Source organism: Paraburkholderia sp. GAS33 (assembly GCF_050436645.1).
Lineage (GTDB): Bacteria > Pseudomonadota > Gammaproteobacteria > Burkholderiales > Burkholderiaceae > Paraburkholderia > Paraburkholderia phenazinium_B.
On the sequence record NZ_JBNDMP010000017.1, the window covers coordinates 50,495 to 64,121 of the forward strand.

General features: G+C 61.4%; 12 protein-coding genes. 6 read left to right on the forward strand and 6 right to left on the reverse strand.

Going from position 1 to position 13,627, the window contains the following annotated elements:
- Positions 1-123: 123 nt before the first annotated feature.
- Positions 124-1,452, reverse strand: coding sequence for a C4-dicarboxylate transporter DctA (locus P3T24_RS34565; protein WP_429441280.1), 1,329 nt, complete (start codon positions 1,450-1,452; stop codon positions 124-126).
- 227 nt (positions 1,453-1,679) lie between these two features.
- Here P3T24_RS34565 and P3T24_RS34570 point away from each other — a divergent pair, with 227 nt between their 5' ends.
- Positions 1,680-2,372 (forward strand): FadR/GntR family transcriptional regulator, encoded by a 693-nt coding sequence (locus P3T24_RS34570; RefSeq protein ID WP_429441281.1) that lies wholly within the window; start codon positions 1,680-1,682, stop codon positions 2,370-2,372.
- Between the two features lie 125 nt (positions 2,373-2,497).
- Here P3T24_RS34570 and gap read toward each other — a convergent pair whose 3' ends face one another.
- The gene (gene gap, locus P3T24_RS34575; protein ID WP_074262483.1) at positions 2,498-3,508 is read right to left on the reverse strand and encodes a type I glyceraldehyde-3-phosphate dehydrogenase; all 1,011 of its coding nucleotides are present in this window, start codon (positions 3,506-3,508) and stop codon (positions 2,498-2,500) included.
- Positions 3,509-3,612: 104 nt separating this feature from the next.
- A complete protein-coding gene (gene tkt, locus P3T24_RS34580; RefSeq protein ID WP_074262484.1) occupies positions 3,613-5,634 on the reverse strand; it encodes a transketolase in 2,022 nt (673 codons plus the stop codon).
- Between the two features lie 287 nt (positions 5,635-5,921).
- Here tkt and speE point away from each other — a divergent pair, with 287 nt between their 5' ends.
- From speE to P3T24_RS34595, 3 genes are all read left to right on the forward strand, one after another.
- Complete coding sequence (gene speE, locus P3T24_RS34585; RefSeq protein ID WP_429441283.1) at positions 5,922-6,791, forward strand: polyamine aminopropyltransferase; 870 nt, start codon at positions 5,922-5,924, stop codon at positions 6,789-6,791.
- 105 nt (positions 6,792-6,896) lie between these two features.
- Positions 6,897-7,310 (forward strand): VOC family protein, encoded by a 414-nt coding sequence (locus P3T24_RS34590; protein ID WP_074262486.1) that lies wholly within the window; start codon positions 6,897-6,899, stop codon positions 7,308-7,310.
- A gap of 19 nt (positions 7,311-7,329) precedes the next feature.
- Entirely contained in the window at positions 7,330-8,070 is a 741-nt protein-coding gene (locus P3T24_RS34595) for a 16S rRNA (uracil(1498)-N(3))-methyltransferase (protein WP_074262487.1), read from the forward strand.
- 99 nt (positions 8,071-8,169) lie between these two features.
- On the opposite strand, the gene P3T24_RS34600 is transcribed toward P3T24_RS34595, so the two are convergent.
- From P3T24_RS34600 to P3T24_RS34610, 3 genes are all read right to left on the reverse strand, one after another.
- Complete coding sequence (locus P3T24_RS34600) at positions 8,170-8,739, reverse strand: barstar family protein (RefSeq protein WP_174567496.1); 570 nt, start codon at positions 8,737-8,739, stop codon at positions 8,170-8,172.
- A gap of 7 nt (positions 8,740-8,746) precedes the next feature.
- The gene (locus P3T24_RS34605; protein ID WP_429286616.1) at positions 8,747-9,163 is read right to left on the reverse strand and encodes a ribonuclease; all 417 of its coding nucleotides are present in this window, start codon (positions 9,161-9,163) and stop codon (positions 8,747-8,749) included.
- A gap of 361 nt (positions 9,164-9,524) precedes the next feature.
- Complete coding sequence (locus tag P3T24_RS34610) at positions 9,525-11,819, reverse strand: NADP-dependent malic enzyme (RefSeq protein WP_074262492.1); 2,295 nt, start codon at positions 11,817-11,819, stop codon at positions 9,525-9,527.
- Between the two features lie 221 nt (positions 11,820-12,040).
- Between P3T24_RS34610 and thiL the strand changes: the two genes are divergently transcribed.
- Both thiL and P3T24_RS34620 read left to right on the forward strand, forming a co-directional pair.
- Complete coding sequence (gene thiL, locus P3T24_RS34615) at positions 12,041-13,039, forward strand: thiamine-phosphate kinase (protein WP_429441285.1); 999 nt, start codon at positions 12,041-12,043, stop codon at positions 13,037-13,039.
- Positions 13,029-13,607 carry a phosphatidylglycerophosphatase A family protein gene (locus tag P3T24_RS34620; RefSeq protein WP_429441287.1) on the forward strand — a complete coding sequence of 193 codons (579 nt, stop codon included), beginning with the start codon at positions 13,029-13,031 and terminating at the stop codon, positions 13,605-13,607. Before thiL ends, P3T24_RS34620 begins: the two co-directional genes overlap by 11 nt.
- Positions 13,608-13,627 lie beyond the last annotated feature (20 nt).

Consider the following 13,627-nt stretch of genomic DNA (forward strand, 5'->3'; position numbering starts at 1 on the left):
CTCGGTCTCACGGTAAGAGGGTGAAAATCCGCTGGCGCGGCTGCTTGTGTTGCCGGTATTGGCGTACCGCTGCGTTGCGCCTGACGGACCAGTGATGAGATGTAGTTGGCAGTGCCGTTTGAATCAGGTTGCGTGCGCGGGATTGACTGAGACGCCCGCCACATTCGTTTCTTCGCCTGCGGGAACATAGAGGAACGCGGCCTCCCGGTTCAATACGCTACGAGCGCGGGCTTTGTCGATATCGTTTTCCCAGACGGCCACGATCACCGTGGCAACACAATTGCCGATCAGATTCGTCAATGCACGCGCAATGCCGACGAACCAGTCCACCGGCAGGATCAGCACCAGACCGAGTACCGGGATCGCAGGAATCGCAGAAAGCGTCGCGGCCAGAATGACGATTGCCGAACCGGGGATACCATGCGCCCCTTTCGACGTCACCAGCGACACCAGCACCACCACGATCAGATCGTGAAGCGACAGCGGCGTATTGGTGGCCTGCGCAATGAAGATCACCGCGAGCGTCAGATAGATCGAGAAGCCGTCGAGATTGAACGAGTAGCCCGTCGGGATCACGAGGCCGACCGTCGAGTCTTTTACCCCCATCCATTCGAGCTTGCGCATCACCTGCGGCAACACCGCATCGGAGGAGGCCGTGCCGAGCACGATCGACATTTCCTCACGCAGATAGCGGATCAGCTTGAAGACGCTAAAGCCGGCCAGACGCATGACGACGCCAAGCACCACGGCCACGAACACGATACAACTCGCGTAGAACACCACCACCAGCAATCCGAGTTGTTCGAGCGAAGCGACGCCATAAGTGCCCGTGGTAAACGCAATCGCGCCAAGCACGCCGAGCGGCGCCAGCTTGATGATGAAGCTCATCACGCGAAAGAACACCTGCGCCAGTTCGTCGATCAGGCCGCTCACCTTATGCGCCTTGTCGCCGAGCAGCGACAGAGCCGAACCGAACAGCACCGAGAACACGAGAATCTGCAGGATGTCGCCGGTGGCGAACGCGTTGAAAGCGGTATCGGGGATGATCTTCAGCAGAAATCCTGCGGTGTCCTTCAGATCTTTGGTGTGTTCGGTGTACGTATTGAGCGAGGCCGCATCGAGTGAATGCAGGTTGATGTTCATGCCGACGCCGGGCTTCGTGACATAGGCCAGCACCGCGCCGATCACCAGAGCAATCGTCGTCATGAACTCGAAGTAGACCACCGCTTTCAGGCCCACCCGTCCCACTTTCTTCAGATCGCCCGCATGCGCCATGCCGCTCACCACCACGCAGAACACGATCGGACCAATCACCATCTTGATCAGTTTGAGAAAGCCGTCGCCGAGCGGTCGCAACGACTGGGCGAAATGCGGAAACAGCGCGCCGATCACGATGCCCGCCACTAGAGCGACCACCACCCGGCCAAACAGCGAATTGAAAAACTTCAACACGGCCTTCTCCCGGTTACGGATTTCATCTGTTCATACTGGTCCGACCAGTACTGTTATGGCGAATAGTAGGAAGCCGATATAGTCCCGTCAAGGTCGAAATAAATGGCGTTTACCCGCCTTTCTTCGGGCTGTTGCGGCGCTCTTTTGTCAGGCAGTTAATTGCGCGATGCGTGCGTCGAAGCCCGGGATTACAATGCCGGTCAGACCACGCGCTTCCGTCGAGGATCATGAAGAACGTCCCGCATACCGTCACCGACTCCGCCATTGCCACCATCCGCGAACGGATCGAGGGCGGCGTGTATCCGGTGGGAAGTTTGTTGCCCGCACAACGTCAGCTCTCCGAAGAACTGGCCATCAGCCGCGCTTCGCTACGCGAGGCGCTCTCAACGCTCGAGGCGCTCGGCCTGTTGATGATCCGTCCGGGCAAGGGCGTATATGTCGAGAGTTCGCAGGTGTCCTCAGCGAATCCATGGCGTTTCGCGGAGCAGTCTTCCCTGCCGGATACGTATCAGATGCGCTTTGCGCTCGAAGGCTTCGTTGCGCGCATGGCGGCGCTGGCGATCAGCGACACTGACCTCGCGTGGTTCGAGGAGAACATCGACGCGATGCACGGTGCTCTCGCCAGCAACGAACTCGATGAAGCCGCGCAACTGGATTTTGATTTTCATATGCGCATGGTCAGCATTGCCGGCAACGCCGCGATCGAGTCGATCCTGCGCAGCAGTTCGGACATCATGAAAGAAAGCCAGCGCATGCCGTTCTTCAAGCGCGAGCTGGTGCTTTCCACTTATCACGAGCATCGCCAGATTCTCGATGCGCTCAAGACGCGCGATTCCGCCGCGGCCGGTAAAGCGATTGAGACGCACATCACCAATGCTGCGCAGCGTGCGGGCGTGTTCTTCCCGGTGCCGAAGGCATAGCCCCGCCGGCGAGAGAAGCGTGGGCCGCCTAACCACACGCACATAAAAAAGCCGCTCCTTGGAGCGGCTTTCTAATCTACTGCGCCTGAATTCAATCAGGCGCAGTGCAGCATCAGCGGTCGAGCTTACTTCGCGTTCGCGAGCGCCACAGCCGTATCCAGCATGCGGTTCGAGAAGCCCCACTCGTTGTCGTACCAGCTCGACACCTTCACCAGACGGCCCGACACCTTGGTCAGCGTCGCGTCGAACGTCGACGAAGCCGGGTTGTGGTTGAAGTCGATCGACACCAGCGGCGCCTTGTTGTAGCCGAGGATGCCCTTCAGTTCGCCTTCCGACGCTTCCTTCATGATGGCATTGACTTCATCCACCGTCGTATCGCGCTTGGCGATGAACGACAGATCGACGATCGACACGTTGATGGTCGGGACGCGAATTGCGTAACCGTCCAGCTTGCCGTTCAGTTCCGGCAACACGAGGCCGACAGCCGATGCAGCGCCCGTCTTCGTGGGGATCTGGCTGTGCGTGGCCGAGCGCGCTCGGCGCAGGTCTTCGTGATACACGTCAGTCAGAACCTGGTCGTTCGTGTACGCGTGGATCGTGGTCATCAGACCGTTTTCCAGACCGATCTTGTCGTTCAGCGGCTTCACCAGCGGCGCGAGGCAGTTGGTGGTGCACGATGCGTTGGAGATGACCGTGTCCGATGCCTTGAGCACCTTGTGGTTCACGCCGTAGACGATCGTTGCGTCGACATCCTTACCGCCCGGTGCCGAGATGATGACCTTCTTCGCGCCACCCTTGATGTGCGCGCTGGCCTTTTCCTTGGTCGTGAAAAAGCCCGTGCATTCCATCACGACGTCGACGTTCAGCTCGCCCCACGGCAGTTCGGCCGGGTTACGGTTAGCCAGCACGCGGATACGGTCGCCGTTGACGACGAGGTAATCGCCGTCTACCGACACTTCGCCCGGGAACTTGCCGTGAGCCGTGTCGTATTGCGTCAGATGAGCGTTGGTGTTGGCATCGCCCAGGTCGTTGATGGCGACGATCTGGATGTCGTGCTTCTTGCCGTTTTCATAGAAGGCGCGCAGCGTGTTGCGGCCGATCCGGCCGTAGCCGTTGATTGCGACGCGAATCGTCATGGTCTATCTCCTGATGGCTGAAAAAATACGTCCATATTTGGCTCTGCCAGGCCGGTTCCCGCCAGGCGTCGTATACACGCCACGCGGCGAGAACCGGACACTCATCAGCCGAGTGCGGCTTTAGCCGTCGCTACGACGTTCTCGACAGTGAAGCCGAAATGCTTGAACAGCACGCCAGCCGGGGCCGATTCGCCGAACGTGTCGATCCCGACCACGCCGCCTTCCAGACCCACGTACTTGCGCCAGAAATCCGTCACACCCGCTTCGATCGCGACACGGCGCACGCCCGTAGGCAGCACGCGTTCGCGGTACTCGGCGTCCTGCTGGTCGAACACGGTGGTAGCCGGCATCGACACCACGCGCGCTGCAATTCCTTCGCGCGCCAGCGGCTCGACCGCATTCAGCGCCAGTTCGACTTCCGAGCCGGTGGCGATCAGGATGATCTTGCGCGCAACGATCTCGTCGTTCCAGTCGCGCAGCACGTAGCCGCCCTTGGCGACGTTGGCGATCTGCGCATCCGTGCGTTCCGAGAACAGCAGGTTCTGACGGCTGAAAATCAGCACCGACGGACCGTGGTGCTCAACCGCCTGAGTCCACGCCACCGCCGTTTCGACGGTGTCAGCCGGACGCCAGACTTGCAGATGCGGAATCAGACGCAGGCTCGCGACGTGTTCGATGGACTGGTGGGTCGGGCCGTCTTCGCCGAGGCCGATCGAATCGTGCGTGAACACGAAGATCGACGGCGCCTTCATCAGCGCGGCGACGCGCAGCGCGTTGCGGCTGTAGTCGGAGAACGTCAGGAACGTGCCGCCGAATGCCTTGAAGCCGCCGTGCACCGCGATGCCGTTGATGGCGGCGCTCATGCCGAATTCGCGCACGCCGTAGTTAACGTAGTTACCGGCTGCGTGGCCTTCCGCGTTGACGCGCACCGGCTTGGCCGCCTTCCAGTTGGTGAGGTTCGAACCGGTCAGGTCGGCCGAGCCGCCGAGCAGTTCAGGCAATGCTGTCGACAGGCCTTCAATGGTCTGCTGCGATGCCTTACGCGTGGCGATGGTCTCCGCGCGCTCGTTCGCACCGGCGATGATGGCCTGAGCCTTCTGTGCCCAATCGGCCGGCAGTTGCTTGGCCATACGGCGCGTGAATTCCGCCGCTTCCTGCGGATACTTGGCCTGATAGGCGGCAAACGCCTTGTTCCACTCGCCTTCGTTTTGCGCGCCGGCTTCCTTCGCATCCCACGCTGCGTAGACTTCCGCCGGGATCTCGAACGGCGCCCACTTCCAGCCGAGCTTCTCACGCGCGCCCGCGATTTCCTTCTCGCCGAGCGGCGCGCCGTGCGAATCGTGGCTACCGGCTTTGGTCGGTGCGCCTTCGCCGATCACCGTCTTGCAGCAGATCAGCGTGGGCTTGTCCGACAGTTTGGCTTTCTTGATGGCCGCATCCACCGCTTCGACGTCGTGACCAATCACGTTCGGCACCACGTTCCAGCCGTACGCTTCGAAGCGCTTCGGCGTGTCGTCGTGGAACCAGTTCACCACTTCACCGTCGATCGAAATGCCGTTGTCGTCGTAGAACGCGATCAGCTTGTTCAGCTTCAACACGCCAGCGAGCGAGCAGGCTTCGTGCGAAATGCCTTCCATCAGGCAACCGTCGCCGACGAACACGTACGTGTGGTGATCGACGATCTTCGCGTCCGGCTTGTTGAATTCCGTAGCGAGCAGCGACTCGGCGAGCGCCATGCCAACTGCATTGGCCAGACCCTGGCCGAGCGGGCCGGTGGTCGTTTCGACGCCCGGCGTCATGCCGTATTCCGGGTGGCCCGGCGTCTTCGAATGCATCTGACGGAAGTTCTTCAGCTCACCGATCGGCAGGTCGTAGCCGGTCAGATGCAGCAGCGAATACAGCAGCATCGAGCCGTGACCGTTCGACAGCACGAAGCGGTCGCGATCAGCCCACTGCGGATTCTTGGGGTTGTGGCGCAGATGGCGCGACCACAGCGCAACGCCGATCTCGGCCATGCCCATCGGCATGCCGGGGTGACCGGAGTTCGCTTGCTGAACTGCATCCATAGCCAGCGCGCGGATCGCATTGGCCATCAGGGAGGTAGGGGCGGGAGACGAGGTCGTCATGTCGAGTTCCGGAGAACGAGTCCAAAAAGCGGGGCGCGGGCGGCGGGTCCGGAAGCTCGGCGGCCAGTCTGCTACGGCGCACGGTGCGGCGCCTGGAGACGCGATACGGGCAGAGCAAACGGACAAGGCTGCAAAGCGTCACATTCTAACAGATGGTTGTGGCCTTTCCGGCTGCAAACCGCATGGGACGGCGGGTTTAGATTGGGGCCGGACGCCAGTTCACCCCATCTTCGACTCTATAATCCGAGCATCGCCAACTCGCCGCGCCCGTCCGCGCCCCGTTCACCGTGAGCGTCCCGCTACTTTTCCAGCCGACCCCTTACGTCCTGTACGGCTTCCCCAACTCGCGACGCCTCGCGAGTGTCGCGTCGCCTCATCAGCAGATCGAGGTCTGGGACACGCCGCAACTCGGGCGGCTTTTCACGCTCGACGGCCGCCCGATGACTTCCGTCGGCGACGAGTTCATCTATCACGAATGCATGGTGCATCCGAACGCGCTGGCCCATCCGGCGCCGCGCGCGGCTCTGGTACTGGGCGGTGGCGACGGTGGAGCGGCGCGGCAACTGCTGCGGCATCCGAGCATTACTCGAATCGTCGTAGCCGAACTCGACGCGGAAGTCGTGCGCCTCACACGTGAGTATCTGCCCCAGGTCCACGACGGCGCGTTCGACGATCCGCGTGTGGACCTGGTAATAGGAGACGCCGCCGAATTCGTCGCGACCTGCGAAGAACAGTTCGACCTGGTCGTATTCGACCTGACTCCACCCGACTCTCCGGCCGCGGTCCTGTACACCCAGGCGTTCTATGCACAGCTCAAACGCGTGATGAACCCGAACGCAGCCTTGTCGATGCATCTCGGCGCGCCGTATTTCCAGGCCACGCGTGCCGCGAAGCTGTTAGACGGGCTGAACGAAGCCTTCACTGTGGTCCGCACCATGGGCGCATACGTGCCGCTGCACGGCTCGCTCTGGATGATGGCCACCGCCAGCGATTCGCTCGACCCCACCGCCCTGACTCCGGCCGAACTCGCCGGACGCCTCGCCGCCCGGCAGATTTCCGGGCTCGGCTGGTACGACGAGCACGCCCATGCCGGACTCTTCTCCGCATCTCGCGCAGTGCGCGATAAACTAAGTCAATTCTTAAAGCCAGTAAGGTAACGCAGCGGCAGAATGTGCGGTTTGGTCGGCGCGGAGGTCTCGTGCGCCGGCCACCTGGCTCTGCTGCTCGTGCCCCGCTGACCCTAGCTAGATCCGGAGAACTCCATGACCGCCTCCCGCCCAGCCGGTGTGCCCTGGTTGACCCCCTATCTGACGGTACGGGACGCACGTGCCGCCATTGCATTCTTCGAAGCCGCCTTTGGCTTCGAGGTACGCGACAGCGTCCAGGACGACGGGATCGTCATGCATGTCGAAATGGTCTATCAAGGCCAGTTGATTGTGATGTTCGCGCCGGAAGGCGCGTTCGGCTCGACAGCGAAGACTCCCAAAAGCGCGGGCGCAATTGCACCGCAATCGTTCTATGTTTATGTCGACGATGTCGACGCGGTTTATGCGCGAGCGCTGGCGGCTGGCGCGAAATCGTTGAGCGAGCCGCAAGATCAGTTCTGGGGTGACCGTTTTGCACAGGTCGAAGACCTGGACGGCTACCGATGGGCGCTCGCTCGCCACCTTTCGTGAACTAATGAGTATTTTCCTGATGCCTCGCTTCTTCGTCGGTACGTCACTCAAGCCCGACGACATCATGCAGCTTCCCGATGACGTCACACGGCACATCCTGGTCCTGCGTCTGCAACCGGGTGATTCGATCGTGCTTTTCAACGGCGACGGCGGCGAGTACAGCGCTGAACTGATCGAAGTAGAACGCCGTTCGGCCACCGTCAAGATTCGGGAATTCCGCGAAATCGAGGTGGAACCGCCCTATCACCTGACCCTCGCGCAAGGCATCGCCGGTGGGGACAAGATGGACTGGCTGATCGAGAAGGCCGTGGAACTCGGCGCGTCCAGTTTCGTGCCGCTCACCACGACGCGCAGCGTGGTGCGCTTGTCCGGCGAACGCGCACAGCGGCGTCACGTGCACTGGCAAGGCATCGTGCGCGCGGCGTGCGAACAGTGCGGACGCAATCGCCTGCCTGAAGTCGCACCGGTACGTGAAATCGCGACATGGCTGGGCGCGCTGCCGCGTGCCACTGAAGAAGGCGAGTTGCGCCTGCTGTTGTCGCCGCGGGCAAGCATCAGCTTCAACGCATTGCCGGTCGAACCGCCGCGCGGGCGCGTCATGTTGCTAATCGGACCGGAAGGCGGATTTTCGGCTGCAGAAGAAGCGGCAGCGACGAGCCATGGCTTTACCGCTGTGGGGCTAGGACCGCGCGTGTTGCGCACGGAAACAGCTGGGATCGCCGTGCTGGCCGCGCTGGCTGCACGCTGGGGTGGCTGGTAATCTGATCAGTATATCGAACTGACCCGATCCAAAGCAAAGGCCCGCCAATTGGCGGGCCTTTGCTTTGTTCAGTCATGCGTATTCTGGCGACTCGGACGCTCAGGCGAACGAATAAAACACACGGAACGCCACTTTGCGCTCGGCCCAGAATTCGGAGGCCTCGCGGAATACGTCGAGCAGCGTTTCGCGCCCTTCCTTATCGAATTTCTGTGCCACCGGCAGCGCCTCCAGCACGATGACGAAACCCGGTTGCGCACCCGCCTTGGCGACCAGATCGGTCAGGCAATCGTAGAGGGCATCGTAATTTTTGCCGAAGTGCTTCGGAAACAGAAATGACGTCGCAATCGTTTCGAGAACTTCTTGTTTGGACTGCGCGTTCGCGCAGAACGCATACAGAAAGTGCTGGCCGAGCTGGCTGGCCTCGTCAGCGAGATCCTGCACGCGAAAGGCGCGGATCGACTGTACGATGTTCGGTCGTACGGTCTTGAAAAGACTCATAGGCCCCTCGTTCGATGAAAGCACAGTGCTGGCTTCGCTCTGGGTGTCCCGTCCGTCACCGGCCGTGCGCATCTGCATGACGCGCTGAAACATATTGCCGTCGCCGGCCGCGAAAAGATCCGTCGCGACTCCGGAGTCGTGCGCGTAGACGTTGTCGCTCATGCCGTTCATCCCGATGTCATTCAACAATACGATTAAAACTGGTGTAGTGGTCGTCCGAGTAGAAGCAATTATCGGTGCGCTGCAGCGGACCCCCACAGACAATGCGACGCGCGCCGCGATTGTGGGCGCGCGGCGTAGGAACGGTGTATTCGTGATAATAGCCGCGCCGATGCGGTGGCAGCAGCCCTTCGCGGTTGCCGAATACGATCCCGTCCTTCTCATACGGGTAAGGCCCGCCTGCGGCAATCAAGTTCAAAGTATTGACTGCTTCACGCGGTAACTGCGCGACCGCGATGGTGCCCTGCACCTGATTGTCGCCATTGCTGGGCGCCGAATAGTCCCGCGCAAACGCGCTGTTGACCAGACCCCCGCACAAACCGCCAAACGCCAGGGCGCCGATCAGCACGCCGTTGCGGAGCCACTTGCGTGCCATGAATCAGGTTCCCGCTGTCAGATCACGAGTTTGACGACCATGAAAGACGTAAGGGTATCGCTAATGGTCTCTGGAATCAACGTTCGTTCGGCGAACGAAAGGTTCCCATGTTGCGGGAACACGCCGCTCAAGCAATCTTGACGACTTTTGACAGATTTTTATAGCTTGGTCAAGCTAAAATTAGCCTCGACGGTAAGGTGCGGGATGGGCGAATCTGGCCGCTCTGTTTCGCGCACAGTGAGGTGGATTTACCGTCGTGTTTGGTCTTTATTGGGTGACAATCCCCTGTTTGCCCAAAGGCGTGCCCATTGCGGGCACGCCTTTTTTTTCGCCTTGCGGCGCTCGTGTGGGCTATCGCCGCTTAGCGCGCAGCGATCACGTCTGCCACCAGCAGCGCCGTCATGTTGACGATCCGGCGCACCGTCGCCGAAGCCGTCAGCACATGGACCGGCTTGGCCGCGCCCAACAGGATCGGGCCAATCGCGATGTTGTTGCCGGCAGCCGTCTTCAGCAGGTTGTAGGAAATGTTGGCCGCGTCGATGTTCGGCAGGACCAGCAGGTTCGCGTCCCCCTCGAGCGTCGATTCGGGCAGCACTTCGCGGCGCAGGTTGTGATCGAGTGCGACGTCGCCGTGCATTTCGCCGTCTACTTGCAGGTCAGGCGCGCGCTCGCGCAGGATCTCGAGCGTGTCGCGCATTTTCTGGGCAGTCGGCGCGTTGCTGGTGCCGAAGTTGGAATGCGAAACCAGCGCGATCTTCGGCTCGATGCCGAAACGGCGCACTTCCTCGGCCGCCATGATGGTGATCTCGGCGAGCTGCTCAGGCGTCGGATCGACGTTCACATGAGTGTCGACGAGGAAAATCTGCCGGCCCGGCAGCACCAGTCCGTTCATCGCCGCGTAGGTGTTGCGGCCTTCCTTCTTGCCGATCACCTGGTCGATAAAGTGCAGATGGCGATGCGTCGTGCTGACCGTGCCGCAGATCATGCCGTCGGCCTCGCCCTTCTTCACCAGCATCGAGCCGATCAGCGTGGTGCGGCGGCGCATTTCGAGCTTGGCCATCTGCTCGCTGATGCCCTTGCGCGCCATCATCTTGTGATACGTCTGCCAGAAGTCGCGATAACGCTCGTCGTGGTCCGTGTTGACCACCGTGTAGTCCTGACCGTTGATCAAACGCAGGCCATAGCGCGCAATGCGCTGCTCGATCACCGCCGGACGGCCGATCAGGATCGGCTTGGCCAGCTTTTCGTCAACGATGATCTGCAGCGCGCGCAGCACGCGTTCTTCTTCGCCTTCCGCGAACACAATGCGCTTCTTCTCCGGCTCGACGCCACGGGCGAGCTGGAAAATCGGCTTCATCGTCGTGCCGCTGTGGTAGACGAACTGCTGCAGATGCTGCTCGTACGCGTCCATATCTTCGATCGGACGCTCCGCCACGCCTGATGCCATCGCGGCCTTCGCAACAGCAGGCGCGACCTTGACGATCAGACGCGGATCGAACGGTTTCGGAATCAGGTAAGCCGGCCCAAACGACAGGTCCTGGATGCCATAAGCAGTCGCGACGATGTCGCTCTGCTCCTGACGCGCCAGCTCAGCAATGGCATTGACCGCAGCAATTTCCATTTCCCGCGTTACCGTCGTCGCGCCCACATCCAGCGCGCCGCGGAACAGGAATGGGAACACGAGGACGTTGTTCACCTGATTCGGGTAATCGGTACGGCCGGTGCACAGCACGGCATCCGGGCGCACTTCGAGCGCCAGTTCCGGCAGGATTTCCGGCGTCGGATTGGCCAGCGCCAGAATCAGCGGCTTGTCTGCCATCTGCTTGACCATGTCCTGCTTGAGCACGCCCCCAGCTGACAGGCCGAGAAAAACATCCGCGCCGCCGATCGCTTCCGCCAGCGAGCGGGCGTCGGTTTCGCGCGCGAAACGCTCCTTGTCCGGATCCATCAGCTCGGTACGGCCCTTGTAGACCACGCCGGCCAGGTCGGTCACGGTGATGTTCTCGAGGGGCAGTCCGATGTCGACCAGCAGGTCCAGACAGGCCAGGGCGGCAGCGCCCGCGCCGGACGAGACCAGCTTGACCTCCTTGATGCTCTTGCCGACGACCTTCAGGCCGTTGGTGATCGCCGCCGCGACGACGATGGCCGTGCCGTGCTGGTCGTCGTGGAACACCGGGATCTTCATGCGTTTGCGGCATTCGCGCTCGACGATGAAGCAGTCCGGCGCCTTGATGTCTTCGAGGTTGATGCCGCCAAAGGTCGGTTCGAGCGCCGCGATCACTTCGACCAGCTTGTGCGGATCGGACTCGTTCAACTCGATATCGAACACATCGATGCCGGCAAACTTCTTGAACAGCACCGCCTTGCCTTCCATCACCGGCTTGGATGCGAGCGGGCCGATATTGCCGAGACCCAGTACCGCGGTGCCGTTCGTCACAACGCCGACCAGGTTGCTGCGCGAGGTGAAGCGCGCGGCATTCAACGGGTTCTCGACGATTTCTTCGCACGCGAACGCGACACCCGGGGAATACGCCAGTGCGAGGTCGCGCTGGTTGATCATTTGCTTGGTCGGCGCGATCGCGATCTTCCCGGGGGTCGGGAATTCGTGATAATCGAGAGCGGCTTCGCGGAGTTTGGTGTTGACGGGATTCGACATAAGGCGGGCTTGGAGTGCGGATTAGAATAGATACTCGACGGCATTGTAGCGCCATTCCCCATCGTGATTCCTGCAATCAGGGACATAGCTGCCGCGACTGAAATAAAGCGAAAGTTTTCGTGCCTCCGTGGTCGCGATCATTGCCGCGGCGCAGCAATTTAACCGTACAATGCGCGCCGTTGGCCGCTGCTAAAGCGCTTTTCCGTGCACGGACCTCTACTATGCTCTCCGAGTTTTCGCTAATCGACCGTTTTTTTGCGCGCCGCGCCGACGCCATAAGCCGGCGCCTTGAAGAAGGGGAACTCGGCATCGGCGACGATTGCGCATTGCTGGCGCCGCGTCCTCGCGAAATGATGGCGATTTCGACGGACATGCTGGTCGAAGGACGTCATTTCTTCCCTGATATCGATCCGCACGCCCTCGGACATAAAGCGTTGGCGGTGAACCTCTCGGATCTGGCCGCGATGGGCGCGCAGCCACAAGGGTTCACGCTGGCGTTCGCCCTGCCGGAGGCGCGCGAAGATTGGCTCTCCGCGTTTAGCGACGGCCTCTTTGAACTTGCAGAACGCTATGGTTGCGAGCTGATGGGCGGCGATACGACTGCCGGACCGCTGAACCTGTGCATTACCGTTTTCGGCAGCGTCCCGCCACAGTTGGCGCTGCGTCGCGATGCAGCCAAGCCCGGCGACGACATCTGGATTTCCGGCACGCTCGGCGACGCGCGCGCGGGGCTGGGCATGATACGCGGCGAGTGGTCAGCCGGAGAGACGGACGCTGCGACATTTCGCCGCGCCCTTGAACGCCCCGAACCGCGCGTCGAACTGGGCCTGGCGTTACGCGGTATTGCACATGCCGCGCTCGATATCTCCGACGGCCTCGCCGGCGACCTCTTGCATATCCTCGAACGCTCGCAACTCGAAGCGCGGGTCGACGCCGACGCCGTGCCCCGCTCGAATGCGCTGCGCAGGCTGCCCGCCGAAGTGCAACGACGCTGCACACTGGCGGGCGGCGACGACTACGAACTGTGCTTCACCGCGCCGGTGAGCGCGCGCGCAGCGATCGAAGAAGCTGGTCACAAGGTAAATCTTCCGCTTACCCGTGTCGGTACAATAAACGCTCTTGGGCCATCGGCAAACGGCCCTGCGATCCATTGGCATGACGCAACCGGCACCCCGCTCACCTTGACCTTGCAAGGCTTCGATCATTTCCATGCAGACTGAACCCTCGCTCGGCCCAGCCGACGAATTGTCCGACGGCCCGTTACACGGAGGGCCGCCGGGCTCGCCTGAGCCCCGTCCTGTCCGGCCGCGCCGGGCCACCGCGCGTTTCATGCTGACGCATCCGCTGCATCTGATCTCGCTCGGTTTTGGCAGCGGCCTGTCGCCGATCATGCCCGGCACGGTCGGCACGCTGTTCGGATGGGCATCGTTCGCCGTGCTCAACCGCTATCTGACGGTGCTCGACTGGGGCGTGCTGATTATCGTCGGCTTTTTCGCCGGCATCTCGATCACCGCCTTTACCGCGAAAAAGCTCGCCATCGACGATCCATCGGCAATCGTCTGGGACGAAATTGTTGCGTTCTGGCTGGTGCTGCTGATGGTGACCCCGATCACTTTCACCGGCCAGGTGTGGTCCTTCATCCTGTTCCGTTTCTTCGACATGGTGAAACCTCCGCCTATCCGTTACTTCGACCGCAGACTGAAAGGTGGTTTTGGCATCATGTTCGATGACCTGGTCGCCGCCTTTTTTACTTTGCTCGTGATCGCGCTGTGGCGCATGGCGGTCTGACCGTCACACGTTTTTCCGGA